At 69.3% G+C, this 24,116-nt stretch carries 22 protein-coding genes; 15 read left to right on the forward strand and 7 right to left on the reverse strand.

All coding sequences use genetic code 11. The annotated features are described in order from the left end of the window. Positions 1-37: 37 nt before the first annotated feature. From hflK to DER72_RS07295, 4 genes are all read left to right on the forward strand, one after another. A complete protein-coding gene (gene hflK / locus DER72_RS07280; RefSeq protein ID WP_110069334.1) occupies positions 38-1,285 on the forward strand; it encodes an FtsH protease activity modulator HflK in 1,248 nt (415 codons plus the stop codon). Next, positions 1,286-2,170, forward strand: coding sequence for a protease modulator HflC (hflC, locus tag DER72_RS07285; RefSeq protein WP_110069335.1), 885 nt, complete (start codon positions 1,286-1,288; stop codon positions 2,168-2,170). It abuts the gene before it with no gap. Between the two features lie 218 nt (positions 2,171-2,388). Beyond that, on the forward strand, positions 2,389-3,564 hold the full coding sequence (locus tag DER72_RS07290; protein WP_110069336.1) for an ATP phosphoribosyltransferase regulatory subunit: 1,176 nt from the start codon (positions 2,389-2,391) through the stop codon (positions 3,562-3,564). A 61-nt stretch (positions 3,565-3,625) separates the two neighbouring features. Further along, positions 3,626-4,921: an adenylosuccinate synthase gene (locus tag DER72_RS07295; RefSeq protein ID WP_110069337.1), complete on the forward strand. Its 1,296-nt coding sequence runs from the start codon at positions 3,626-3,628 to the stop codon at positions 4,919-4,921. Between the two features lie 98 nt (positions 4,922-5,019). On the opposite strand, the gene cobO is transcribed toward DER72_RS07295, so the two are convergent. Next, positions 5,020-5,619, reverse strand: coding sequence for a cob(I)yrinic acid a,c-diamide adenosyltransferase (gene cobO / locus DER72_RS07300; protein ID WP_110069338.1), 600 nt, complete (start codon positions 5,617-5,619; stop codon positions 5,020-5,022). A gap of 64 nt (positions 5,620-5,683) precedes the next feature. Next, positions 5,684-7,180, reverse strand: a complete 1,497-nt coding sequence (locus DER72_RS07305) for a RimK family protein (RefSeq protein WP_110069339.1) — start codon at positions 7,178-7,180, stop codon at positions 5,684-5,686. Between the two features lie 165 nt (positions 7,181-7,345). Between DER72_RS07305 and DER72_RS07310 the strand changes: the two genes are divergently transcribed. The 4 genes from DER72_RS07310 to pepN all read left to right on the forward strand — a co-directional run bounded on the left by DER72_RS07310 (position 7,346) and on the right by pepN (position 11,612). After that, a complete protein-coding gene (locus DER72_RS07310) occupies positions 7,346-7,846 on the forward strand; it encodes an N-acetyltransferase (RefSeq protein WP_110069340.1) in 501 nt (166 codons plus the stop codon). 40 nt (positions 7,847-7,886) lie between these two features. Beyond that, positions 7,887-8,372 (forward strand): YajQ family cyclic di-GMP-binding protein, encoded by a 486-nt coding sequence (locus DER72_RS07315; protein ID WP_110069341.1) that lies wholly within the window; start codon positions 7,887-7,889, stop codon positions 8,370-8,372. A 78-nt stretch (positions 8,373-8,450) separates the two neighbouring features. Next, the gene (locus DER72_RS07320; protein ID WP_110069342.1) at positions 8,451-8,828 is read left to right on the forward strand and encodes a YbaN family protein; all 378 of its coding nucleotides are present in this window, start codon (positions 8,451-8,453) and stop codon (positions 8,826-8,828) included. A 138-nt stretch (positions 8,829-8,966) separates the two neighbouring features. Beyond that, complete coding sequence (pepN, locus tag DER72_RS07325) at positions 8,967-11,612, forward strand: aminopeptidase N (protein ID WP_110069343.1); 2,646 nt, start codon at positions 8,967-8,969, stop codon at positions 11,610-11,612. Between the two features lie 77 nt (positions 11,613-11,689). Here the strand turns inward: pepN and DER72_RS07330 are convergent, their stop codons facing one another. The 3 genes from DER72_RS07330 to DER72_RS16585 are packed head-to-tail and all read right to left on the reverse strand — an operon-like array spanning position 11,690 to position 13,956. Beyond that, positions 11,690-12,076, reverse strand: coding sequence for a CBS domain-containing protein (locus tag DER72_RS07330; RefSeq protein ID WP_110069344.1), 387 nt, complete (start codon positions 12,074-12,076; stop codon positions 11,690-11,692). A 36-nt stretch (positions 12,077-12,112) separates the two neighbouring features. Beyond that, positions 12,113-12,463 carry a P-II family nitrogen regulator gene (locus tag DER72_RS07335; RefSeq protein ID WP_110069345.1) on the reverse strand — a complete coding sequence of 117 codons (351 nt, stop codon included), beginning with the start codon at positions 12,461-12,463 and terminating at the stop codon, positions 12,113-12,115. Then, positions 12,460-13,956, reverse strand: coding sequence for a DUF1538 domain-containing protein (locus tag DER72_RS16585; protein WP_309064161.1), 1,497 nt, complete (start codon positions 13,954-13,956; stop codon positions 12,460-12,462). Before DER72_RS16585 ends, DER72_RS07335 begins: the two co-directional genes overlap by 4 nt. Before the next feature lie 203 nt (positions 13,957-14,159). On the opposite strand from DER72_RS16585, the gene DER72_RS07345 reads away from it, so the two are divergent. From DER72_RS07345 to DER72_RS07355, 3 genes are all read left to right on the forward strand, one after another. After that, entirely contained in the window at positions 14,160-14,756 is a 597-nt protein-coding gene (locus tag DER72_RS07345; protein ID WP_110069346.1) for a LemA family protein, read from the forward strand. Between the two features lie 26 nt (positions 14,757-14,782). Beyond that, complete coding sequence (locus DER72_RS07350; protein ID WP_110069347.1) at positions 14,783-16,696, forward strand: M48 family metallopeptidase; 1,914 nt, start codon at positions 14,783-14,785, stop codon at positions 16,694-16,696. Between the two features lie 77 nt (positions 16,697-16,773). After that, positions 16,774-17,484, forward strand: a complete 711-nt coding sequence (locus tag DER72_RS07355; protein WP_110069348.1) for a hypothetical protein — start codon at positions 16,774-16,776, stop codon at positions 17,482-17,484. A 99-nt stretch (positions 17,485-17,583) separates the two neighbouring features. On the opposite strand, the gene DER72_RS07360 is transcribed toward DER72_RS07355, so the two are convergent. After that, positions 17,584-17,790 carry a cold-shock protein gene (locus DER72_RS07360; protein ID WP_110069349.1) on the reverse strand — a complete coding sequence of 69 codons (207 nt, stop codon included), beginning with the start codon at positions 17,788-17,790 and terminating at the stop codon, positions 17,584-17,586. A 279-nt stretch (positions 17,791-18,069) separates the two neighbouring features. Here DER72_RS07360 and DER72_RS07365 point away from each other — a divergent pair, with 279 nt between their 5' ends. Then, the gene (locus tag DER72_RS07365; protein ID WP_110069350.1) at positions 18,070-18,714 is read left to right on the forward strand and encodes a LysE family translocator; all 645 of its coding nucleotides are present in this window, start codon (positions 18,070-18,072) and stop codon (positions 18,712-18,714) included. A 154-nt stretch (positions 18,715-18,868) separates the two neighbouring features. Here DER72_RS07365 and DER72_RS07370 read toward each other — a convergent pair whose 3' ends face one another. Then, positions 18,869-20,854, reverse strand: a complete 1,986-nt coding sequence (locus DER72_RS07370; RefSeq protein WP_110069351.1) for a transglycosylase SLT domain-containing protein — start codon at positions 20,852-20,854, stop codon at positions 18,869-18,871. Positions 20,855-21,052: 198 nt separating this feature from the next. On the opposite strand from DER72_RS07370, the gene DER72_RS07375 reads away from it, so the two are divergent. The 3 genes from DER72_RS07375 to htpG all read left to right on the forward strand — a co-directional run bounded on the left by DER72_RS07375 (position 21,053) and on the right by htpG (position 24,034). Next, a complete protein-coding gene (locus DER72_RS07375) occupies positions 21,053-21,562 on the forward strand; it encodes a PaaI family thioesterase (RefSeq protein WP_258306235.1) in 510 nt (169 codons plus the stop codon). Next, positions 21,555-22,025 carry a PaaI family thioesterase gene (locus tag DER72_RS07380; protein ID WP_110069353.1) on the forward strand — a complete coding sequence of 157 codons (471 nt, stop codon included), beginning with the start codon at positions 21,555-21,557 and terminating at the stop codon, positions 22,023-22,025. The genes DER72_RS07375 and DER72_RS07380 overlap by 8 nt, the downstream gene beginning before the upstream one ends. Before the next feature lie 104 nt (positions 22,026-22,129). Further along, positions 22,130-24,034, forward strand: coding sequence for a molecular chaperone HtpG (gene htpG / locus DER72_RS07385; RefSeq protein ID WP_110069354.1), 1,905 nt, complete (start codon positions 22,130-22,132; stop codon positions 24,032-24,034). Positions 24,035-24,116: the final 82 nt, after the last annotated feature.

The raw sequence follows: 24,116 nt of genomic DNA on the forward strand, positions 1-24,116 counted from the left end.
TGCCGGTCGGGGCAGAAACGCATAGTGGAGAAGACCTATGGCCTGGAATGAGCCTGGTGGCGGTGGCAACCAGCACGACCCCTGGAGTGGTGGTGGCCGACGCGGCGGCAACGGAGGCGGTGGCAATGGTGGCGGCGGTGGCAACCGCGGCGGCAACCAGGGCCCACCCGACCTCGATGAGGCCCTGAAGAAGTTTCAGGACAAGCTCAACGGCATGCTCGGCGGCCGTGGCGGCAAGGGCGGCGGCAGCAAGGGCGGCAAGGGAGGTGGCGGCAAGCCGCGCAACACCTTCGCGCTGCCGGGCCTGCTGATCGTGGTGGCGCTGGCGATCTGGGCGGCCACCGGCTTCTACCTGGTGGACCAGTCCGAGCGGGGTGTGGTGCTGCGCTTCGGCAAGTTCCAGGAAGTGGTCAGCCCCGGCCTGCACTGGAACCCGCCGCTGATCGACGACGTGCGCATGGTCAACGTGACCCGCGTGCGCTCGCTGACCCAGACCCAGTCGATGCTGACCCGCGACGAGAACATCGTCGAGGTCGAGATCTCGGCCCAGTATCAGGTGGCCAACCCCCGCGACTTCGTGCTCAACGTGCGCAACCCCCAGCTCTCCATCGAGAATGCGCTGGATTCCGCTCTGCGTCACGTGGTCGGCGGCACCGACATGATCGAGATCCTGACCTCGGGTCGTGAGATCCTCGGCAGCTCCGTGTCCAGCCGCCTGCAGTCCTACCTGGACAGCTACGGCACCGGCATCCGCCTGCAGACCATCAACATCGAGTCCACCTCGGCCCCGGCCCCGGTCATCGACGCCTTCGATGATGTCATCCGGGCTCGCGAGGACCGCCAGCGGACCATCAACCAGGGCATGGCCTACGCCAACGCCATCATCCCCGAGGCCCAGGGTCAGGCACAGCGCCTGGTCGAGCAGGGCCAGGGTTACCGTGAATCGGTGGTGGCCGAGGCGCGTGGTCAGGCCAACCGCTTCAACGCGCTGCTCTCCCAGTACCAGCAGTCGCCGGAGATCATGCGCGAGCGTCTCTACCTGGACGCCATCGCCGAGGTGTTCGGCAGCACGTCCAAGGTGCTGGTGGATGTCGCCGACGACAGCCCGCTGATGTACCTGCCCCTCGACCAGATGGGCAACGGCGGTGGTTCGGCAGGTGCGTCCTCCGGTGAGCGCCTGGGCGAGGAAGGCGAGCTCGATCCGCGGGTGCTTGAGCGCCTGCGCTCCGGCCAGACCGGGACGAGCTCCAGCAGCAACAGTGGAATCCGCAGGGAGGGCCGCTAAATGATCAACAATCGTTCCCTGCTCATCGTCGGCGGCCTGGCCGCCGTGGCCTGGCTGGCCAGCAACAGCCTCTACGTGGTCGACGAGACCGAACGTGCCGTCAAGCTGCGCTTCGGTGAGGTCATCGAGGAGAACATCCAGCCGGGCCTGCACTTCAAGGTGCCGATCACCCAGACGGTGCGCAAGTTCGACACCCGGGTGCTGACCCTGGACACCGACACCAGCCGCTACCTGACCCTGGAGCAGAAGGCGGTGATCGTCGACTCCTACGTCAAGTGGCAGGTGGTCAATCCGACCCGCTACTACGAGGCCACCGCCGGCGACGAGATGATGGCCGTGCGCCTGATCCAGCCGCGGGTCGACGAGAGCCTGCGTAACGAGTTCGGTCGCCTGGACCTCCAGCAGATCATCGCCGAGCGCCGCGACGACCTGATGATCGGCCCGACCCAGGACCTCGATGCCCTGCTGCGCGAGGAGCTGGGTGTCGCTATCGTCGACGTGCGCGTCAAGCGCATCGACCTGCCCGACGATGTCTCCGCCGCGGTCTTCGAGCGCATGCGCTCCGAGCGTGAGCGGGAGGCCCGCGAGTGGCGCGCCCAGGGTCAGGAAGAGTCCGAGCGCATCCGCGCCAACGCCGACCGTCGTCGCCAGGTGCTGCTGGCCCAGGCCACCGAGCGGGCCGAGACCCTGCGCGGTGAGGGTGATGCCGAGGCCGCGGCGATCTTCGCGGAGTCCTACTCCCAGGACCAGGAGTTCTTCGTCTTCTGGCGCAGCCTGAACGCCTACCGCGAGAGCTTCCAGGGTGACGGCAATATGCTGGTGCTGGATCCCTCCAGCGACTTCTTCCGCTACCTGAAGAGCGCCATGCCCTCCGGCGTGGAGTGACAGCGAGACGCGCCGGGGTTCATCCCCGGCGCAAACGTGGTAGACTCCTGTAACCGGGCGTGGCCCGGTTTTTTTGTGGCCGCCTGTCGCAAGACCGCGCAGGCCTTGTCCGCGTAGGCCCTGTCTTAGGTCTTAGGTGAGACGCTCGCCGAGGCCTCGGCTCGAGCGCCTGACATACGGTTTCACGGCCATTTTCACTGCCTTGCAGGATGATTCACATGACCATCGCTGACCGCTGGCTGCTGCCCGACGGCATGGACGAGGTGCTGCCGCCTCAGGCAAGCCGGATGGAGGAGCTGCGCCGCGCGCTGCTCGACCTCTACCACCGCTGGGGCTACGACCAGGTGATGCCGCCCACCGCGGAGTTTCTCGACTCCCTGCTCACCGGCACCGGCTCCGACCTGGCCCTGCAGACCTTCAAGCTCACCGACCAGCTCACCGGACGCATGATGGGCATCAGTGCCGACGTCACCCCCCAGGTGGCGCGCATGGACGCCCACTCCCTGAAGCGCCAGGGGCCGGTGCGCCTCTGCTACTGCACCAACGTGCTGCGGGCCACCGCCGACCAGCACCAGGGCGGCCGCAGCCCGGTGCAGGTGGGGGTGGAGCTGTTCGGCCACGCCGGCATCGAGGCGGACCTGGAGATCCTCCACCTGGCGCTGGCCAGCCTTACCGCCGCCGGCGCCGGCGAGATTCACCTGGCGCTGGGCCATATCGGCATCTACCGCAGCCTGGTGGAGGCGGCGGGCCTGGCGGGCGACGCCGAGCGAGCCCTGTTCGAGGCCCTGGAGCTGAAGAGCCCCGGCGAGATCGCCGAGCGGGTCGCCGAGAGCGTCGAGGATCCGGCCCTGGCCGAGATGTTCCTGGCGCTGGGCCGCCTGCACGGCGGTGCCGAGGTGCTCGAGGAGGCCCGCGAGGCCTTCGCCGAGGCGCCCGCCGCCGTGGGCGCGGCGCTGGAGCAGCTGCGCGCCCTGCATCAGGGCGTGCTGGCCAGCCACCCGGAGGTGGCGCCCTACTTCGACCTGGGCGAGCTGCGCGGCTACGCCTACCATACCGGCATGATGTTCGCCGCCTATGTGCCCGGCTACGGCCAGGCGCTGGCCAAGGGCGGCCGCTATGACGACACCGGACGCGCCTTCGGGCGCGCCCGGCCGGCCACCGGCTTCTCCATGGACCTCAAGCTGCTGGCGGGGCTCAGCCCCTCGGAGCCGCCGTGCGACGGCATCTGGGCGCCGGCCGAGGGCGAGGGCCTGCACGAGACCGTGGTGGCCCTGCGCGGGCAGGGCGAGCGGGTGGTCCAGGCCCTGCCGGGGCAGCGCACCGGACCGGCCGAGCATCGCTGCGACCGTGAGCTGGTGTTGATCGATGGCCACTGGCAGGCCGTGGCACTGTAGACTGGGTTAAACCTTGGGCGCGACGGCCTGCCGCCGCGCGGCAACGAGAGACGAGAGAGCAATGGGCAAGAACGTAGTCGTACTGGGCACCCAGTGGGGTGACGAGGGCAAGGGCAAGGTCGTCGACCTGCTCACCGAATCCGCCGCCGCCGTGGTGCGCTTCCAGGGCGGTCACAACGCCGGCCACACCCTGGTGATCGACGGCGAGAAGACCGTCCTGCACCTGATTCCCTCCGGCATCCTGCGCAAGGACAAGACCTGCGTGATCGGCAACGGCGTGGTGCTCTCGCCTGACGCGCTGATCAAGGAGATCCGCGAGCTGGAGGCCAAGGGCGTGCCGGTGCGTGAGCGCCTGCGTCTGTCGCCGGCCTGTCCGCTGATCCTGCCCTACCACGTGCGCCTCGACCAGGCCCGTGAGAAGGCCCGCGGCGTGGCCAAGATCGGCACCACCGGGCGCGGCATCGGCCCGGCCTACGAGGACAAGGTGGCCCGCCGCGGCCTGCGCCTGGGCGACATGCTGCACCGCGAGCGCTTCGCCTCCAAGCTCGGCGAGGTGCTCGACTACCACAACTTCGTGCTGGTCAACTACCACGGCGAGCAGCCGGTGGACTTCCAGCAGGTGCTGGACAGCGCCATGGAGATGGCCGAGGAGCTGCGCCCCATGGTGTGTGACACCGTGGGCCTGGTCCACGACTACCGCAAGGCGGGCGAAAACATCCTCTTCGAGGGCGCCCAGGGCTCGCTGCTGGACATCGACCACGGCACCTACCCCTTCGTGACCAGCTCCAACACCACCGCCGGCGGTACCGCCACCGGTTCCGGCGTCGGCCCGCTCTACCTGGACTACGTGCTGGGCATCACCAAGGCCTACACCACCCGGGTCGGCTCCGGCCCGTTCCCCACCGAGCTGTTCGATGACCACGGCCGTCACCTGGCCGAGCGTGGCCACGAGTTCGGCGCCACCACCGGCCGCCCGCGCCGCTGCGGCTGGTTCGACGCCGTGGCCCTGCGCCATGCGGTGCAGATCAACTCGGTCTCGGGCATCTGCCTGACCAAGCTCGACGTGCTCGACGGCCTCGAGAACATCCGCGTCTGCGTGGGCTATCGCAGCAAGGATGGCGATGTGCTCGACACCCCGGTGGACTCCGAGGGCTATGAGGCCATCGAGCCGCTCTACGAGGACCTGCCGGGCTGGAGCGAGTCGACCCTGGGCGCCCAGCGCGTCGAGGAACTGCCGGCCAACGCCCAGGCCTATATCCGCTACCTGGAGGAGAAGGTCGGCGTCAGCATCGACATCATCTCCACCGGTCCCGACCGCAACGAGACCATCGTGCTGCGCAACCCCTTCGAGGGCTGAGCGTCGCCGCTCTCCGGCCACCCTGTGGCCGGAGGGCAGGCAGCCAACGGAAGGCCCCGCTACAGCGGGGCCTTCCGACATTCAGGCGCGTTTCAGCGTCAGTAGTCGATGCCGCGGCGTGCCTGTACCCCCGCGTTGAAGGCGTGGCGTACCTCCTGCATCTCGGTCACGGTGTCGGCCATGGCGGTGAGCTCGCGGTGGGCGTTGCGCCCGGTGATGATCACCGTCTGCTCCGGCGGGCGGTTCTCGATGGCGCGCTTCACCGTCTCGATATCCAGGTAGCCGAACTTGAGCATGTAGGTGAGCTCGTCGAGCACCACCAGATAGACCCCGGGGTCGGCCAGCATGCGCTCGGCCTCCACCCACACCTTCCGGCAGGCGGCGGTGTCGGCCTCGCGGTTCTGGGTGTCCCAGGTGAAGCCGGTGGCCATGATGGCCACCTCCAGGTTGGGGTCCTCGGCCAGCCGCTCGCGCTCGCCGCACTCCCACATGCCCTTGATGAACTGCACCACCCCCACCCGGTAGCCGTAGCCGAGGGCCCGGGTCACGGTGCCCCAGGCGGCGGTGGTCTTGCCCTTGCCGTTGCCGGTGAAGACCAGCAGCAGGCCGCGCTGCTCGGTGGCGGCGGCGACCTTGCCGTCGACGTGGGCCTTGAGTTTCTGCATCGCCTGCTGGTGGCGGGTGTCGCGATCGTTCATCGGGGCTCCGTATCTGTACAGGGTTTGTCCAAGGTGGCTAGCTTACGCCAACCGCCCGGTCGCGTCAGCCACCCTGGCGCACCCGCGCCTCCATGCGGGCCAGGAACACCCCCATGATGCGCTCATAGAGAGTGCGGCCGAGTACCGCATCCTCGATGCCGGCATCCACGTTGGGGTTGTCGTTGACCTCGATCACCACCACCCGCTCGCCGGCCTGCTTGAGGTCGACGCCGTAGAAGCCATTGCCGATCAGCCGGCACGCCTTGAGCGCCGCCTTGATCACCGCCGGCGGCGCCTCGGCGGGGTCATGGGTGGTGAAGCCGCCGCTCTTCACCCGGGCGCCGGAGTGGTCGTAGATCTGCCAGTGGCCGCGGGCCATGTAGTAGCGGCTGGCAAACAGCACCTGGCCGTCCAGCACGCCGATGCGCCAGTCGTACTCGGTGGGCAGCCACTCCTGGAGCAGCAGCAGGGCGGAGTCCCGGAACAGGCGGGCGGCCTCGCGCTCGAGCTGGGCCTGGTCGGTCACCTTGACCACGCCGCGGGAGAAGGCACCGTCCGGCACCTTGAGCACCAGCGGAAAGGCGAGACGCCCGAGCCGCTCGGCCAGGGGGCGGCGATCGCCGCGCTGCAGCAGCACCCCCTCCGGCGCCGGCACGCCGCGGGCCCGCAGCAGGGTGTGCAGGTAGACCTTGTTGGTGCAGCGCAGGATGTCCCGGGGCGAGTCGATCACCACCAGCCCCTCGTGCTCGGCGCGCCGCGCCATGCGATAGGTGTGGTGGTCCAGCGCCGTGGTCTCGCGGATGAACAGGCCGTCGAACTCGGCCAGCCGCCCGGCGTCGCGGCGGGTGATCAGCGACACGTCGATACCCTGCTTGCGCCCGGCGCGGATGAAGGCCTTGAGGGCACTGCGGTTGCTGGGCGGCAGTGCCTCCTTCGGGTCGACCAGGATGGCCAGGTCGAAGCGGTAGCGGCGGCGCGCCTTGGGGGTGCGCCAGACCTGGCGCGAGTGGCGGTTCAGGGCGCTGGCGAAGAGGTCCTGCTCGTCCGCAGCCAGGTCGCGCAGGCGCAGCGGGCGCAGGCGTGCCAGCCGCCAGAGGTCGTGGCGGCGCACCAGTTTGGCCTCGAGCAGCGGGCAGGGCAGGCGCTCGAACAGCTTGCGGGCGAGCCGCGCCAGCGCCGGCTCGCGGCACTCGCCGAACAGCACCCGCAGGGTCAGGGCATCGCCGGGCAGGGCGCCATCACGGGCCAGCTCGCCGAGCAGCGGTGCCAGGGTGTCCAGCTGCAGGTCGATCAGCGCCTTGCGCGACAGCTCGTTGAGGGTCTCCACCGTGGGCAGCACCCGCTGACCGCGGGCCTGGGCCAGCAGCGAGACATAGTAGCCGCTGTCGAGGTAATCGAGCTCGCCGCACAGGTTGAGCACGTGGGTGGTGCGGTCCTGCTCCTCGCTCGCCCGGTGGCGGCGATCCTGGGCCAGGAAGTCGGCGGCGGTGATCAGGTCCTCGGAGGGGTAGTAGGGCTGCCAGTCGTCGAGGCGGTCGACGACGATTCGCAAGGGACACATGGGGCGCTTTCCGGACAGAGGGAGAGGGGGAGACAACGCGCCCAGCATGCGGCAGGGGGCGGCGGCGGACAATCGGCCGGCACAGTGAAAAGATTTCATGTTGCTGGCCGCTGACAGCCGTGGCCGGGCTGCGCAGAATCACCGCCATCGACACAGGAGCTCCCCATGACCACCCGACTGCGTCCGGCCACGCCCCAGGATCTGGACGCCCTCCATCGCCTGGAGCAGAGCGCCTTTACCGGCGACCGCTTCAGCCGCCGCCAGCTCTGGCACCTGCTCAACCGCGCCCACGCCGCGACCTGGGTGGTCGAGCGCGAGGCCGAGGACCTCTCGCCGGCGCGCCTGCTGGGCTACGGCATTCTGCTGTTTCGCCACGGCAGCCGCCGGGCGCGGCTCTACTCCTTCTGCGTGCATCCCGAGGCCCGCGGCACTGGACTCGGCCGTCAGCTGCTCGAGTGCCTGGAGGGCGAGGCCAGGGCACGGGGCAGTGCGCTGCTGGGGCTCGAGGTGCGTGCCGACAACCGGGTAGCGCTGGGGCTCTATCGGCGCATGGGCTTTCGCCTGGAGCGCTGGCTGCCGGAGTACTACGAGGACGGCTGTGCCGGCTGGCAGATGGTCAAGGCACTCGAGGCGCTGCCGGCAGGCGCGGAGAGCGGCGCGGGCTGATAGAATCCTGGCGTCTTCCCAACCACAGTCAGGAGCCGCCATGCCCTCCTTCGATATCGTCTCCGAATTCGACGGCCATGAGGCCAGCAACGCCGTGGACCAGGCCAATCGTGAGGTCCAGACCCGTTTCGACTTCAAGGGCGTCACCGCCAGCTTCGAACTCAACGGCGAGACGGTCTCGCTGGAGGCCGAGGTGGATTTCCAGCTCAAGCAGATGCTCGACGTGCTGCGCGGAAAGCTGATCGGCCGCGGCATCGACGCCCGCTGCATGGACGTCCAGGAGCCGGTGCTCTCCGGGGTGCGGGCCCGCCAGGAGGTGACCCTCAAGCAGGGCCTCGACCAGAAGGAGGCCAAGGAGATCGTCAAGCGCATCAAGGAGTCCAAGCTCAAGGTCCAGGCGCAGATCCAGGGTGAGAAGGTGCGCGTCACCGGCAAGAAGCGCGACGACCTGCAGGCGGTGATGGCGCTGCTGCGCGGCGAGGGTGGCCCCGACCTGCCGCTGCAGTTCGACAACTTCCGCGACTAAGGGCCCCATAGCCCATGGCGATTGGCCAGACGCTCCCGGTTGGTCTTCAATGAAGTCAGGTCGCCAAGGGAGCGCAGGATGTCGACGCTTGCACGTCTGGTCTATATCGCCATCGCCTGGGTCAGCTTCGGCCTGGGCGTGATCGGCGTCTTCGTGCCGCTGATGCCCACCACCTGCTTCATGCTGCTGGCGGTGTGGGCCGCCTCGAGGGGTTCGCCCCGCTTCGCCCTGTGGATCCGCGCGCACCCGCGCTTCGGCCCCACCGTGGTGGCCTGGGAAGGGGAGCGGGCGATTCCCCGCCATGCCAAGTGCCTGGCCGCCGGCATGCTCGCCTTCTCCATGCTGGTGCTGGCACTCACCGTCAGCCTGCTGTGGCTCAAGCTGGCGCTGATCGGCGGGCTCTCCCTGCTCGGCCTGTGGATCATCACCCGCCCCGAGCCGGCACTCGGCCGCTAGCGGGGGCCGCCTCGGCCTGTCGGGCGGGGGCGCCTCGAGCGGGTCTCTGAGGGGTCTCTGAGGGGTCTTTGAGAGGCCTTTGAGATAGAAGGGGCGGGCGCCGTACAATGGGAGCCATTTCCGACAGGAGCTTCCCGAATGTCCGATCCCCAGGCGACCCATCTCAGCGACTACCGCCCCCCGGCCTACCGCGTGACCCGCACCGAGCTGACCTTCGACCTCGACCCCGCCGCTACCCGGGTCAAGGCGCGCCTGCATCTGGAGCGCCATCCCGAGGGCGAGGCCGGTGATCCGCTGCAGCTGCACGGCGAGGGGCTGGCCCTCAAGGCCATCGCCCTGGATGGCGAGCCGCTCGACGCGGATGAGTATGCGCTGAGCGAGAGCGGACTGACCGTCCATCGGGTACCGGAGCGCTTCCACCTCGACACCGAGGTGGAGATCGCCCCGGAGGCCAATACCGCCCTGGAGGGGCTCTACCAGTCCAACGGCATGTACTGCACCCAGTGCGAGGCCGAAGGCTTCCGGCGCATCACCTTCTATCCCGACCGCCCCGACGTCATGGCGACCTTCACCACCACGCTGATCGGCGACGCCGAGCGCGAGCCGGTGCTGCTCTCCAACGGCAACCCGGTGGAGCGCGGCCAGCTGCCGAATGGCCGCCACTTCGCCACCTGGGAGGACCCGCACCCCAAGCCGAGCTATCTCTTCGCGCTGGTGGCCGGCGACCTGAAGAAGGTCGAGGACACCTTCACCACCCTGAGCGGACGCGAGGTGACCCTGCAGATCTGGGTCGAGGAGGAGAACCTCGGCAAGACCGACCACGCCATGGCCTCGCTCAAGCGCGCCATGGCATGGGACGAGGAGGCCTATGGCCGCGAGTATGACCTCGACCTCTTCATGATCGTGGCGGTGAACGACTTCAACATGGGTGCCATGGAGAACAAGGGGCTCAACATCTTCAACTCGGCGGCGGTGCTGACCCACCCCCACACCGCCACCGACGCCGCCTTCCAGCGGGTCGAGAGCATCGTGGCCCACGAGTACTTCCACAACTGGTCGGGCAACCGGGTGACCTGCCGCGACTGGTTCCAGCTCTCCCTCAAGGAGGGCTTCACCGTCTTCCGCGACCAGTGCTTCTCCGCCGACATCAACTCGGCCCCGGTCAAGCGCATCGAGGACGTCTCCTTCTTCCGCACCGCCCAGTTCGCCGAGGATGCCGGCCCCACCGCCCACCCGGTGCGCCCGGACCACTACATCGAGATCGGCAACTTCTACACCCTGACCATCTACGAGAAGGGGGCCGAGGTGGTACGCATGCTGGCCAACCTGGTGGGGGAGGCGGCCTTCCGCCGCGGCAGCGACCTCTACTTCGAACGCTTCGACGGCCAGGCGGTGACCATCGAGGACTTCGTGGCCTGCATGGCCGAGGCCTCGGGGCTCGACCTGACCCAGTTCATGCGCTGGTATGACCAGGCCGGCACGCCGGAGATCGACGCCTTCGGCGAGTATGACTACGCCCGCGGCGAGTACCGCCTGCGCCTGGCCCAGCGCACCCCCGCCACCCCGGGGCAGCCGGACAAGCTCCCCCTGCATATCCCCGTGCGCCTGGGCCTCGTCGGCACCAAGAGCGGGCGCGACCTGCCGCTGACCCTCGACGGCGAGACGCTGGGCACCGATGCGGTGATCCACCTGCGCGAGGCGGAGCAGGAGTTCCTCTTCACCGACGTGGCCGAGGCCCCGGTGCCGTCGCTTCTGCGCGGCTTCTCGGCCCCGGTGAAGCTGCGCTTCCCCTACGGCCGCGAGGACCTCGCCTTCCTGCTGGCCAACGACTCCGACGGCTTCAACCGCTGGGACGCCGGCCAGCGCCTCGCCCTGCTGGCGCTGGACGACCTGATCGCTGCCCATCGCAACGGCGTGGAGAAGGTGATGGACACCCGGGTGGTGGATGCCTTCCGCAGCCTGCTCGCCGCCGAGACCGACGACAAGGCCGTGCTGGCCGAGATGCTGACGCTGCCCTCTGAGGCCTACATCGCCGAGCAGCAGCCGCTGGTGGACGTGGATGCCATCCACGCGGCGCGCACCTTCGTCAAGCAGGGGCTGGCCCTGGCGCTGCGCGACGACTTCCTGCGGGTCTACCGCGAGAACCACCTCGAGCACTCGGGGGGCGAGCCCTATGCGCCGACGCCTGAGCAGATCGCCCGGCGCAGCCTGAAGAACGTCGCGCTCTCCTACCTGATGGCCATCGAGGACGAGGAGGGGATCGAGCTCGCTCGGGCGCAGTTCGCGGCGGACCACAACATGACCGATGTGCGCCACGCCCTGACCCTGCTGACCCACAGCAGCCGCGACGAGTTCAGCGAGCCGGCCCTGAAGGCCTTCGGCGAGAAGTGGGCCCACGATACCCTGGTGATGGACCAGTGGTTCAGCATCCAGGTGACCCGGCCGCAGCCCGACGTGCTCGACCGCGTCAAGTTCCTGATGGCCCACCCGGCCTTCTCGCTGAAGAACCCCAACAAGGTGCGGGCGCTGGTCGGCACCTTCGCCGGCCAGAACCGGGTCAACTTCCACCGCCTCGACGGCGCGGGCTACCGGCTGCTGGCCGACGTGGTGATCGAGCTCAACCGCCTCAACCCGGAGATCGCCGCGCGCCTGATCACCCCGCTGACCCGCTGGGCGCGCTTCGACGAGCAGCGCCAGGCGCTGATGAAGGCCGAGCTCGAGCGCATCCGCGCCGAGAAGCTCTCGCCGAATGTCTATGAGGTCGTCGAGAAGGCCCTCGCGTGATCCGAAAGTAACTTGCAGGTATCAACCAAAGCGCCGCCCCTTGGGGCGGCGCTTGCGTGACGGCCTGCGGTTCGGCGCTACTCGATCAGGTCCATGACGGTGCCCACGATGTCGTCCATGGTCACCAGGCCGAGCAGGCGGTTGTCCTCCAGCACCAGCACGCGCTTGACGATGCTGTCGGTCATCAGCCGCGCCACGTGGCGCACGTCCAGGGACTCGCCGACGCCGATGGCCGGCTTGGCGCAGACGTCGTAGACGTTGATCAGATCGATATCGCCGTTCTCGGCGACGATGGTCTTGAGGATATTGGTGTAGGTGATCAGGCCCCAGGCGTCATGGGGGTCCTGCTGCTCCACCACCAGGCACTTGAGGTTGTGCTTCTTCATCAGCGCCAGGGCGTCGCGCAGGGTGGCGAAGGGTGACACCGTCACCACGTCGCGCATCATGATGTCCTTGACCAGCATTGTCTCTCTCCATTGGGTGAGGGATGTGAGGCGCGCTCAGATCTCGTGGCGGATGCGCTCTTCGAAGCGCTTGACCTGCGCCATGTCGATACCGCCCAGGTGTTCGATGGGCAGGGTCATCACCAGCCCCTTGGAGTCCTCTCCCGTGGGGTTGACGACCCGGCGGATCGCCTTGAGCACCTTGAGCGACAGCCCCTTCTCCAGGGTCAGCAGCATGACGCTCTGGCTGCCCTCGAAGGTCAGCCCGAAGAAGGTCTTCTTGCGCTCGCCGCCGATGCCGCGGCCGGACATCAGGGTCATGCCCACGGCGCCGGCCTCGGTGGCGGCATCGATGCACTCCTGCTCAAGCTCCTCGGGCACGATGGCCACCAGCAGGGAAAACTTCATGGTTGCCTCTCTCTCCATTGGGCCACCCGTTCCATCAGGATGGCATAGCTCATCACGGTCACGATAGGGAAGATGGAGGCGAAGGCGATCAGGCCGAAGCCGTCGATCAGCACGTTGCGCCCCTCGATCTGGCTGGCCAGGCCGATGCCCAGCGCCGTGACCAGGGGCACCGTCACCTCCGAGGTGGTCACGCCGCCCAGGTCGAAGGCCAGCGCCACGATATAGCGGGGTGCCAGGGCGGTCAGCACAATCACCAGCAGGTAGCCGCCGATGATGTAGTAGTGGATGGAGTCACCGCTGATGATGCGGTGCACGCCGATGGTGATGCCGATGGCGACGCCCACGGCGACCAGCAGGCGGATGGCGTTGCCCTGGATCTTGCCGGCGGCGGCCTCCTCGGCCTGCTGACCCACGGCGATCAGCGCCGGCTCCGCCATGGTGGTGGCGAAGCCGATGGCGAAGGCGAAGAGATAGACCCACAGCCAGGTATCGAAGGTGATCAGCTGTTCGGCCATGCGCTGGCCGATGGGGAAGAGCCCGAGCTTCAGGCCCACCACGAAGGCGTAGAGGCCGATGATCACCAGGGCGAAGCCCACGCCCACCTTGACGGGGCTGGCCAGGGGGCGGCGCAGCACGGCGTACTGGAAGAAGAGAATCACCAGGATGATGGGCAGCACGTCGCGCAGCATGCCGAACAGATCGAGGATCATCACCAGGGGGCCGGAGGGCTTCTCCACGTCGCTGCCGGCGGCCACCAGGGCGGCGCCGTTGGCGATATCGCCCGGGTCGGCGTAGACCAGGATCCCGTAGAGCTGCACGCTGATCATCGGCACCATCACGGCCAGTGCCACCAGGCCGAAGCCGTCGATCAGGGGGTTGCGTCCGCGAATGGAGGAGGCCAGGCCGATGCCCAGGGCGGCGATCAGCGGCACCGTGACGATATTGGTGGTGACCCCGCCGGAGTCGTAGGCGAGCCCGACGATCTCCTCGGGGGCGAAGAAGGTCACCATCACCACGGTGACGTAGCCCGCGATCATGTACCAGTGGATGGGGTGGCCCAGGATCACCCGCAGCACGCCCAGGGCCATCACCAGGCCCACGGAGGTGGCCACGATCAGGCGCAGGGTGAGGGCGTCGATGCGCCCCTCGCTGATCTCGTAGGCCTGCTCGGCCACGGCGATCAGGGCGGGTTCGGCCACCACCGCCGAGAAGCCGATGGCGAAGCCGAAGGCCATCAGCAGCGGCATGGAGCCGCGTCTCGCGAACTGGTTGGCGAGGCGCTTGCCCACCGGGAAGATGCTGAGTTCGAGGCCCTGCAGGAAGAGTGCCACCCCGACGGCCACGATCAGCAGGCCGATGGCGATGCTCAGGCCGCCGTCGGGCCACTCCCGGAACAGCAGGGCCTGGAAGGCCACCACCACCAGGATGATCGGCATCAGGTTGCGCAGGGCGTGGAGAAAGGCGTGGGCGAAGTCCCTGAGTTGCTCGGCCAAGTTCGGCTCCCTGAATCGTCTCGTCGATCATCCCGATGGCGACCCCGGCGCGGCGTCCTGCTAGCCTTCAAGCTGCCCCTGCCGGGCCGGAAGCACCGATGATAGCATCAGGCCCCGGCCAGGGCATGGCGTTTCCGGCGCCAAGTTGCTTGACTTGAGTCAAGTCCTTCCGGCTTCCCAGCCGTACCGACAAGGAGTCGACCATGTCACTTTCGTTTATCCTGCCGCTGGTGGTGATCGGCCTGCTGCTGGTCTATGCGGTCTCGGTCTACAACCGCCTGGTGGCGCTGAAGAACCGCTTCGAGAACGCCTTCGCCCAGATCGAGGTGCAGCTCAAGCGGCGCTACGACCTGATTCCCAACCTGGTGGAGACCGCCCGAGCCTATATGAGCCACGAGCGCGAGACCCTGCAGGCGGTGACCGAGGCGCGCAACGGCGCCCTGGCAGGGCTGCAGAACGCCGCGGCCCACCCCGGCGATCCCGGGGCCATGGCGGCGCTTGCCGGGGCCGAGGGAGCCCTGGGCTCGGCCCTGGGGCGGCTCAACGTGGTGATGGAGGCCTACCCGGACCTCAAGGCCTCGGAGAACATGCGCCAGCTCAGCGAGACCCTGACCAGCACCGAGAACCGCGTCGCCTTCGCCCGCCAGGCCTTCAACGACGCCGTGATGCAGTACAACACCTACAAGCAGAGCTTCCCGCCGGTGGTGATGGCCGCCTCCTTCGGCCACAAGCAGGATGCCGCGCTGCTGGAGTTCGAGGACAGCGCCGAGATCCAGGCGGCACCGAAGGTGAGTTTCTGATGGTCGGCTTCTGAACGGAGGCGCGAATGGACTTCTTCAGTGCCCAGGATCGCGCCCGGCGCCTGACAGGCCGCCTGGTGCTCCTGCTGCTGCTTGCCGTGGCCGGCCTGATCGTGGCGGCCAGCGTGCTGGTGGCCCTGGCCGTGGTGCTGTTCGATGGCCAGCTGGGCGGCCCGGACCCCCTGGCGCGGGCCCTGGAGCCGGAGCTGTTCGGCCTGGTCGCCCTGGGGGTGGTGGCCGTGGTGGTGGGCGGTGCGTTGATTCGCCACCTGCAGCTGCGCGCCGGCGGCTCCGCGGTGGCGGAGGCGCTGGGGGGAAGGCTGCTCAACCATGACACCCGCGACGAGCACGAGCGGGTGCTGCTCAACGTGGTGGAGGAGATGGCCATCGCCTCCGGGATGGCGGTGCCCGCGGTCTACCTGCTCGACGATGACGCCATCAACGCCTTCGCCGCGGGCCACGAGCCTCGGGATGCCGCCATCGGGGTGACCCGGGGGGCCATCGAGCACCTCGACCGCGACCAGCTCCAGGGCGTCGTCGCCCACGAGTTCAGCCATATCCTCCACGGCGACATGCGCCTTAACCTGCGCCTGGTGGCGCTGCTCCACGGCATCCTGGTGATCGGCCTGATCGGCCGGCTGCTGCTGCGCGGCGCCGCCGTCGGCGGGCGAGGCCGCTCCTCCCGTCGCGGTGGCGGTGCCCAGGTGGCGCTGCTGGCCGGCGGCGCGGCCCTGATGCTGGTGGGCTATGCGGGGACCCTCTGCGGCAACCTGATCAAGGCGGCGGTCAGCCGCCAGCGCGAGTTCCTGGCCGACGCCAGCGCCGTCCAGTACACCCGCAACCCCGAGGGCATCGGGGGCGCCCTCCAGACCCTGGCCGCCTACCGGCTCGGGTCGCGGCTGATGGCGCCCCAGGCGGCGGAGTTCAGCCACCTCTACTTCGGCAGCGGCGTGCGAGCCCTGAGCCGCTGGACCGCCACCCACCCCCCGCTGGAGGCGCGCATCCGCCGCGTGCTGCCGCGCTGGGACGGGTCTCTGCCCGAGCCCTTCGCACCGGCACCCAAGGCCCCGCCGGCACAGGAGCCGGCGGCGGCCTCTCTCCGGGATGCCCGCCTCGGCGGCGGCCTGGGAGGCGCCGCGGCCGGTGCCGCCATCGCCGGTGCGGTGGTGGCCAGCGTCGGCCAGCCCGACCCCGAGGCGCTGGCCCTGGCCCGGCGCCGCCTGACGGGGCTCGACGAGCGCCTGGTCGTGGCCGCCCATGATCCCTTCGCGGCCCGTGCGCTCGTCTACGGCATCCTGATGGGCGTCGACCCGGCCAGCCGCGAGGCCCAGCGCCGGGTGCTGGCGAACCAGGCGCTGCCGGAGGTGCTGCGCGAGCTTGACGCCCTCGAGGCGCCCCTCGCCGAGTTCTCGGCCGGGGATCGCCTGCCGCTGATCGAGGTGGCGCTGCCGGTGCTGCGCCAGCTCTCCACCGCCCAGTTCGCCCGCTTTCGGCAGTGCCTGGTGGGGCTGCTGGCCGCCGAGACGGCGCCGGGCGCCCTGCAGTGGGCCCTGCACCGGCTGGTGCTGGCCGGCGTGGAGGGGGAGCGCCGGGGCAGGCGAGACCGCCACCTGGGCGACCTGGCGGGGCCGCTGTCGCTGCTGCTCTCCACCCTGGCCCGCGCCGGCCGGGGCGATGCGGATCACCTGGTGGCGTCCCTTGCCAGGGCCGGGCGCGCCCTGGGCGTAGCGCTGGATCCGGTGCGCGAGCCCTCCACCGCGGCGGAGCTGGACTGGGCCATGGGGCGGCTCGCGCGCCTGGTCCAGGCCGAGCGGCCGGTGCTGCTGGCCGCCATGGTCTGCTGCGTGGAGGAGGATGGCCATATCGCCCCGGAGGAGGCCGAGCTGCTGCGGGCGGTAGCCTGGAGCCTGGGCTGCCCGCTGCCGCTGCGAGAGGAGTAGCCCACGGCAACCTTGCGGGGGGCCGGCGGCTCTGATGGAATGTCCCACCCTGAATTCAGACGTGCGGGAGCATGCACATGCATAACAAGTACTGGAAACCCGCCCTGCTGGCGGCGCTGATGGCGCTGGGGCTGGCCGGCTGCGGCAACGGCGACGAGACGCCGCCGGCCGCCGAGGAGCCCGCGGCCGAACCCGCCGCCCGGGAAGAGAGCGCGGCGCCTGCCGAGGAGCCGGAGGCCCTCGAGGACGAGCTTCCCCCGGAGGAGCAGGCCGGCCTGGTGGATGACGCGGCCGAGGAGGCGGTGCCCGCCGAGGAGGCGCCCGACGAAGTGCCGGAGGAGATTCCCGAGGCCGAGACCTTGGGCGAGTCCCCGGCCAGCATCCTGGACGAGGGCGCGGTGCTGCCCGGGGAGACCACCCGGGACGAGATCGACGCCATGCTCGAGGAGACCGAGCGGCGCTTCGAGGAGGCGCAGCGGCGCATCGAGGAGCAGTTCGAGGAGGCCGAGGAGGAGGCCGCCGTGCCCGAGCCCATGGAGGGCGACGAGAGCTTCGATGCGGAAATGGACTTCGACTCGAGCCTGGATAGCGAGGCGCTGGATACCGGCGGGCCGTCCCGCTCCGATATCGACGCCATCATCGAGGAGCAGGAGCGGCGCTTCGAGGAGGCCCAGCGCCGCCTCGAGGAGCAGTTCGATGCGGTGGAGCAGGCGCTTCCCGAATTCGAGCCGATGGAGGTCGAGGAGTACGAGTTCGAGCCCATGGAGTCGGAGTCGGAAGAGCACTGAGCCGCCGTCTCCGAGCGCCGGCCACAAAAAAGGCCCACCGTGCAGTGGACCTTCTCGTGACAGCGGCGGCGCCTTGGCGCCGCCGGCCGCGTTGCCGAATCAGTCGGCGAGGCGGATGTTGGAGGCCTGAAGGCCCTTCTTGCCCTGGGTGACCTCGAAGGTGACCTTCTGGCCGTCCTGCAGGGTCTTGAAGCCCTCAGCCTGAATCTCGGAGAAGTGAGCGAACAGGTCATCACCGCCGTCGTCCGGGGAGATGAAGCCGTAGCCCTTGGTGTCGTTGAACCACTTGACAGTGCCAGTTGCCATTGTCGATTTCCTTAACATACTTTAATGGTCGTACCGGGCCCGCCGGAGCGGAGTCCCGAGGTGCGTGGACGGGGCAAGCAAAGAAGTGCGCACTGGGTGGATCGAGGTGATCGAACGACAGCCGACGACTTGTTTCTTGCTGACCTACGCTGCGGAGCGGTGCCGAGGCCCCCTGACGGGCCGGTGTTCATCACGCCGTCCGTCAGCCGCAAATCCACTGTAGATCGAATCCCCTCGGGCAGCAAGCCCGCCACTCGACCCAAGGAAGGCCCCGCGCCCATGTTCATCGACGCCCAGTTCTGGCCCTTCCTGGTGGCCATTACCCTGCTCTCCATCAGCCCCGGGGTCGATACCCTGCTGGTGATACGCAACACCGCCCGGGGCGGGGTGCGTGACGGCGTGCTGACCAGCCTGGCGATCTGCTGCGGGCTCTTCGTGCATGCCGCGGTCTCGGCGCTGGGGATCTCGCTGATCCTGCTGCAGTCGGCCTGGGCCTTCCAGCTGCTCAAGCTGGCCGGGGCCGCCTATCTGGTCTGGCTGGGCGTGCAGGGCCTGCTGGCGGCGCGGCGCGGCCAGGGGCTGCCGGTGGCGGGGGTCAGCGGCGAGCGCCGGCCCGTACCGATGTGGCGGCCGCTGCGCGAGGGGCTGCTCTCCAACGTGCTCAACCCCAAGACGGTGGTCTTCTACATGGCCTTCCTGCCCCAGTTCATCGCCCCCGGCGACCCGGCGCTTGCCAAGTCGCTGTTCCTGGCCGGGGTGCACTTCGTGATCGCCAACCTGTGGCAGATCGGCGTGGCGGTGATGGTGGGCAGCGCCGGGCGCCTGCTGGGCAGCCGGCTCTTCTCCCGGGCCCTCAACGGGGTGACCGGGGCGGTGCTGGTGGGCTTCGGCATCAAGCTGGCCCTGGAGCGCCCCCCGGCATAGGCTCAAACTGCGCGAGGCTTACCCGGCGGCAAGTCCCGGGGCGCCGGACCGTCGAGGAGGCGCTGTGAATACATCCCTGTACGCTACCGACGCCATCCCTGGCGTAGGACCTCCTCTTCGACTTGCCGCCGGCGCCTACTGCGTAAAGTGACCTTCAGTTCCTGGCCAGCAGCGAGCGGTCGTAGCGCACCGTCTTCTCGGTGGGGCTGAGCATGGAGACGCCCTGGCTCGAGCCGCCGTTGGCGAGGCTCTCGAAGATCGCCCGGTAGCTGAGCACCGCCTGCACGTAGAGGCGCGTCTCGCGGAAGGGGATGCTCTCCACGAAGAGGTCGAACTCCTCCGGGGCGTCGGCCAGCCAGCGGTCGACCCGGCCGGGGCCGGCGTTGTAGGCGGCCGCGGCGGCCAGGCGGTTGCCGCTGTAGCGGTTGAGCATGTCGCGGATGTAGGTGCTGCCCAGGCGGATGTTGAGCTCCGGGTCGAGCACCCCGTAAGCGCCGGGGTCGCTGATGCCGAGTTGGCGAGCCAACTGGGTGGCGGTGCCGGGCATCACCTGCATCAGCCCACGGGCCCCGGCCGGCGAGACCGCCTCGGGGTTGTAGGCGCTCTCGCGCCGAGCGATGCCCATCAGCAGGTAGGGGTCGACCCCCGTCATGCGGCCCCAGTGCAGGAAGTGCTCGCGGTAGGCCTCCGGGAAGCGCCAGTCTAGGGCGTCCCACATGCGTCCGGTGATGGTGGTCTGCACCAGCTTGGCATGCCAGCCACGGCGGGCGGCGTAGTCGGCCAGGGCGCGGGCCTCGCGCTCGCCGGCACGCTCCACGGCCGCATACCATTCGCTGGCGGCCAGGCCGGGTTCGTCGATGCGCAGCAGCGCCTCGGTGCGCTGCACGGCCGGCCAGCGGGAGACCTGCTGCCGGTAGCTGTCGTCGAAGCCGTTGCGCTCCAGGTTGAGGGCATAGGGCTGGCCCAGGCGGTCGGCGGCGGCGAAGCCGAAGAAGTTGCGTCCCTCGGCGGCCAGGGCATAGGCCTCCCGGGCCTGGGCGTCGTCGCCGAGCCGCTCGTGGGCGCGGGCCGCCCAGTAGTGCCAGCGGCTGTCGTCGCGGGTCTCGGGCGTCATGCGCGCCAGCCAGTCGAGCACGCCGCGCCAGTCCCGGTCGGAGAGGGCGGCGCGCACGCGCAGCTCCAGCAGGTCGGCGTCGCTGCGCCCTGCCAGGGCGCCGTCGACCCAGCCGCGATTGTGGCGGATGTCGCGCACCAGGGTGTAGAAGATCAGGTCGCGCTCGATGGCCTCATGGTGCTGGCGCTCGATGGGCAGGTGGGGGGCGATCTTGCGCCACGCCTCCAGGGCCGCCTCGGTGTCGGCGCGGGTGAAGCCGTGCATGGCGGCGGCGAACAGCGGGCCGGAGCCGCGGCACTCGGGGCCCAGGCAGGTCGGCACCCGGGTCACGGCGGCGAAGTCACCCGAGAGGCGCGCCTTGGCCTGGCGCGCCTCTTCCCAGCGGCTGCCGAGCTGGCGGCCCAGGAAGCTGGCCAGCCCCGTCTCGCCGGCCTGCCAGGCCAGCATCTTGCGCTCCCAGATCTGCTGCTCGCCGATCACGCCGCGGTCGCGCAGGGCCCTGAAGAGGTTGTCGCAGGCGTCCGGCTGGGAGTGGCCCACCATCCACAGGGAAAGCCCGCCTTCGGCGGCGGCCTGGGGGTCACTGCCGAGCAGAGCAGAGTAGTAGTAGCACTGGCGGGCGGTGCCGGCCGGTTCGCCGTCGGCCACGGCCAGCAGGCTGCCGTAGCGGCCGGCGTAGCCGTACTGGGCGATGGCCTGGCCGCGCAGCCACTCGCCCAGGGGCGAGTCGGCGTGGCGCTCGATGAAGTCGAGGACCTGTCCCGGCTCGGCCTGGGGCAGGCGTGTGCGCAGGCGGTGGTACTCCACGTAGCCGGCCAGCGGATGGTCGGCAATGGCGCGCTGGTCGATGCGCTCCCACTGCTGGTTGCGCGCCGCCTCCAGGGCGTTGCGCAGGGCGCGGTCGTCGGCCTGGGCCAGCGGCAGCGTGAAGGGCAGCGACAGGGCCAGGGCGCTCAGCAGGGTGCCGAGGCGCCGGATGCCGCTGCGCCGGGTGCCGTGTTGCGGGGCGGGGGGGCGTTGGCGCATGGCGAGGATCTCCGGGAGTTGACGTCCGATTGCCCCTATCGTGGCGCATTACGGGCCGCCTGGGTAGGGGAAAAGGGTAACCGACGCGGGGCTGCGTTGACGGGCGGCGGCTTGTGCCCGACCGGCCCCGCGGGTAGTCTTGCCTGATCGTTTCAAACGCTTGTTGGAATGTCTTGCGCCACCAAGAGGAGCCCCGGTGTGACGCCCTGTGCCGACCGATCCCCCGAGGCCTGGCTTCGGGCCCTGACCCGCTTCGTGCGGGTGATTCCCCATACCCGTGAGCTGGGCCTCGAGGTGCTGGCGGCCGACGCCGAGGCCGTCCGCATGCGCCTGCCCTGGTGCGACGACCTGCTGGGCGATGCCTCCCGCGGGCTGGTCCATGGCGGCGTGCTGACCATGCTGCTGGACACCGCCTGCGGTAGTGCCGTGCTGCGCGGCCTGCCGGCGCCGGAGGTGTGTCCGACCCTGGACCTGCGGGTGGACCACTTCCGCCCGGCGGTGGCGGGCCTGGCGATCCAGGCCGAGGCGCGGGTGGTCGGGGTCACCGCCTCGGTGGTCTTCACCGAGGGAACCCTGTGGCAGGAGGAGGGCAAACCGGTGGCCCGGGGCATCGGCAACTTCGTGCGGCTGGGGCCGCGCAATACGCCGCCCGGCTTCGCCGAGGCGCTGTTTGCCGACGTGCATGACGAGGAGAGTCGCGATGCCTGAAGGGTTCGATGACGTGGCCTGGCTCGAGCGCACCCGCACCGAGGGCGATGTGACGTCCTGGCTGGCGCTGATTCCCTATGCGCGCCGCATCGGGGTGAGCGCCGAGCCGGATCCCGGCGGCGAGGGGCTGCGCTTCCGGCTCGAGCCCGGCGCCGGCAACGTCGGCAACGTGCTGCTGCCGGCGCTGCATGGCGGGGTGGTGGCCGCCTTCATGGAGACCGCCGCGACCCTCGACCTGCTGCTGGCCGCCCGGGAGCCCCGCCTGCCGCGCATCGTCGACCTCTCCATCGACTACCTGCGCACCGCCCGGGTGGCGCCCACCTTCGCGCGTTGCTCGCTGCTGCGTGAGGGGCGCCGCCTGGCCAACGTCCGGGTCAGCGCCTGGCAGGAGGACGAAGCGCTGCCGGTGGCCACGGCGCGGCTGCACTTCGTGCTGGGGGAGCCGGCCAGCGGCGAGACATGAGTCGCGACAAGGCTTGAAAAGCGCGCCTGGGGCCCCATATCGGCGACAGTGATTCACCCCGCGGCACCGCTCGCCGCAGAACCTGTCGACGAGGTCCAGGACACATGACCACTGCCACGCACGAAGAAACTCTTGGCTTCCAGACCGAGGTGAAGCAGCTGCTTCACCTGATGATCCACTCCCTCTACTCCAACCGGGAGATCTTCCTGCGCGAGCTGATCTCCAACGCCGCCGATGCCTGCGACAAGCTGCGCTACGCGGCGCTGGACAACGACGCCCTCTATGAAGGCGACAGCGAGCTGCGCATCGAGATCGAGCACGACGCCGAGGCGAGCACGGTGACCGTGCGCGACAACGGCATCGGCATGAGCCGCGAGGAGGTCATCGCGAACCTCGGTACCATCGCCCGCTCCGGCACCGCCGAGTTCCTCAAGCAGCTCTCCGGCGAGCAGCAGAAGGATGCGCGGCTGATCGGCCAGTTCGGCGTCGGCTTCTACTCCGGCTTCATCGTCGCCGACGAGGTCTCGGTGCGCACCCGCAAGGCGGGCAGCGACACGGCCGAGGGGGTCGAGTGGCGCTCGAAGGGCGAGGGCGAGTTCACCGTGGCCGACGTCGAGCGCGAGGCTCATGGCACCGAGATCGTGCTGCACCTCAAGGCCGATGCGAAGGAGTTCGCCGACGATTTCCGCCTGCAGAGCCTGGTGCGCAAGTACTCCGACCACATCGAGGTGCCGGTGCGCATGCCCAGGGTCGAGAAGGCTCGCGACGAGGAGGGCAAGGAGATCGAGGGCAGCGAGACGGTTACCTGGGAGACCGTCAACGAGGCCACCGCGCTCTGGTCGCGCCCCAAGGGCGAGATCTCCGACGACGAGTACAAGGCCTTCTACAAGCACGTGGCCCATGACTTCTCGGACCCGCTCGCCTGGAGCCACAACAAGGTCGAGGGCAAGCTCGAATACACTAGCCTGCTCTACGTGCCGGGCCGCGCGCCCTTCGACCTCTATGAGCGCGACGGCGCCCGCGGCGTGAAGCTCTACGTGCAGCGCGTCTTCATCATGGACGACGCCGAGCAGTTCCTGCCGCTCTACCTGCGCTTCATCAAGGGCGTGCTGGATACCCGCGACCTGTCGCTCAACGTCTCCCGCGAGCTGCTGCAGCAGGACCCCAAGGTAGAGAAGATCAAGAGTGCGCTGACCAAGCGCGCGCTGGACATGCTCAAGAAGCTGGCCAAGGACAAGGAGGCCTACCAGACCTTCTGGAACACCTTCGGCAGCGTGCTCAAGGAAGGGCCGGCGGAGGACTTCGCCAACCGCGAGAAGATCGCCGGCCTGCTGCGCTTCTCCACCACCCACACCGACAGCGCCACCCAGGACCAGTCCCTGGCCGACTACGTGTCGCGCATGCCGGAGGGGCAGCAGAAGATCTACTACATCGTCGCCGACAGCTTCAATGCGGCGAAGTCCAGCCCCCACCTGGAGATCTTCCGCAAGAAGGGCATCGAGGTGCTGCTGCTGCACGATCGTATCGACGAGTGGCTGATGAGCCACCTCCACGAGTACGACGGCAAGGCCTTCGTCGATGTCGCCAAGGGCGAGCTCGACCTCGGCGAGATCGAGGGCGAGGAGGAGAAGAAGGCCCAGGAGGAGACCGCCAAGGCTAAGGAGGACCTGGTCAAGCGGGTCAAGGAGGCGCTGGGCGACCAGGTTCAGGCAGTCAAGGTAACCCATCGCCTCACCGACTCGCCCGCCTGCGTGGTGCTGCCCGAGCACGAGATGGGCTTCCAGATGCGCCGCATCATGGAGGCCGCCGGCCAGAAGGTGCCGGAGGTTAAGCCGATCCTCGAGCTCAACCCCGAGCACCCCCTGGTGGTACGCCTTGAGCAGACCGAGGGCGAGGGCTTCACCGACCTGGCCCATGTGCTGCTCGACCAGGCGATCATCGCCGAGGGTGGCCACCTCGATGACCCGGCCGTCTACGTCAAGCGCCTCAACGCCCTGCTGAGCGCCTGACCCCATCGCGTCACCTTCCCCTCCTGCGCAGGCCGCCTTCGGGCGGCCTGCGCGCCTTTGTCCCTTGCCTTCCTGCCTCCCG

The sequence above is a fragment of the Halomonas sp. A11-A genome (assembly GCF_003182195.1).
Taxonomy (GTDB): Bacteria; Pseudomonadota; Gammaproteobacteria; order Pseudomonadales; family Halomonadaceae; genus Halomonas; species Halomonas alkalicola.

Bases quoted from the DNA above. Each gene is read 5' to 3' on its own strand.
- hflK (WP_110069334.1), top strand. From the start codon at position 38: ATGGCCTGGAATGAGCCTGGTGGCGGTGGCAACCAGCACGACCCCTGG.
- hflC (WP_110069335.1), top strand. From the start codon at position 1,286: ATGATCAACAATCGTTCCCTGCTCATCGTCGGCGGCCTGGCCGCCGTG.
- DER72_RS07290 (WP_110069336.1), top strand. From the start codon at position 2,389: ATGACCATCGCTGACCGCTGGCTGCTGCCCGACGGCATGGACGAGGTG.
- DER72_RS07295 (WP_110069337.1), top strand. From the start codon at position 3,626: ATGGGCAAGAACGTAGTCGTACTGGGCACCCAGTGGGGTGACGAGGGC.
- cobO (WP_110069338.1), bottom strand. From the start codon at position 5,619: ATGAACGATCGCGACACCCGCCACCAGCAGGCGATGCAGAAACTCAAG.
- DER72_RS07305 (WP_110069339.1), bottom strand. From the start codon at position 7,180: ATGTGTCCCTTGCGAATCGTCGTCGACCGCCTCGACGACTGGCAGCCC.
- DER72_RS07310 (WP_110069340.1), top strand. From the start codon at position 7,346: ATGACCACCCGACTGCGTCCGGCCACGCCCCAGGATCTGGACGCCCTC.
- DER72_RS07315 (WP_110069341.1), top strand. From the start codon at position 7,887: ATGCCCTCCTTCGATATCGTCTCCGAATTCGACGGCCATGAGGCCAGC.
- DER72_RS07320 (WP_110069342.1), top strand. From the start codon at position 8,451: ATGTCGACGCTTGCACGTCTGGTCTATATCGCCATCGCCTGGGTCAGC.
- pepN (WP_110069343.1), top strand. From the start codon at position 8,967: ATGTCCGATCCCCAGGCGACCCATCTCAGCGACTACCGCCCCCCGGCC.
- DER72_RS07330 (WP_110069344.1), bottom strand. From the start codon at position 12,076: ATGCTGGTCAAGGACATCATGATGCGCGACGTGGTGACGGTGTCACCC.
- DER72_RS07335 (WP_110069345.1), bottom strand. From the start codon at position 12,463: ATGAAGTTTTCCCTGCTGGTGGCCATCGTGCCCGAGGAGCTTGAGCAG.
- DER72_RS07345 (WP_110069346.1), top strand. From the start codon at position 14,160: ATGTCACTTTCGTTTATCCTGCCGCTGGTGGTGATCGGCCTGCTGCTG.
- DER72_RS07350 (WP_110069347.1), top strand. From the start codon at position 14,783: ATGGACTTCTTCAGTGCCCAGGATCGCGCCCGGCGCCTGACAGGCCGC.
- DER72_RS07355 (WP_110069348.1), top strand. From the start codon at position 16,774: ATGCATAACAAGTACTGGAAACCCGCCCTGCTGGCGGCGCTGATGGCG.
- DER72_RS07360 (WP_110069349.1), bottom strand. From the start codon at position 17,790: ATGGCAACTGGCACTGTCAAGTGGTTCAACGACACCAAGGGCTACGGC.
- DER72_RS07365 (WP_110069350.1), top strand. From the start codon at position 18,070: ATGTTCATCGACGCCCAGTTCTGGCCCTTCCTGGTGGCCATTACCCTG.
- DER72_RS07370 (WP_110069351.1), bottom strand. From the start codon at position 20,854: ATGCGCCAACGCCCCCCCGCCCCGCAACACGGCACCCGGCGCAGCGGC.
- DER72_RS07380 (WP_110069353.1), top strand. From the start codon at position 21,555: ATGCCTGAAGGGTTCGATGACGTGGCCTGGCTCGAGCGCACCCGCACC.
- htpG (WP_110069354.1), top strand. From the start codon at position 22,130: ATGACCACTGCCACGCACGAAGAAACTCTTGGCTTCCAGACCGAGGTG.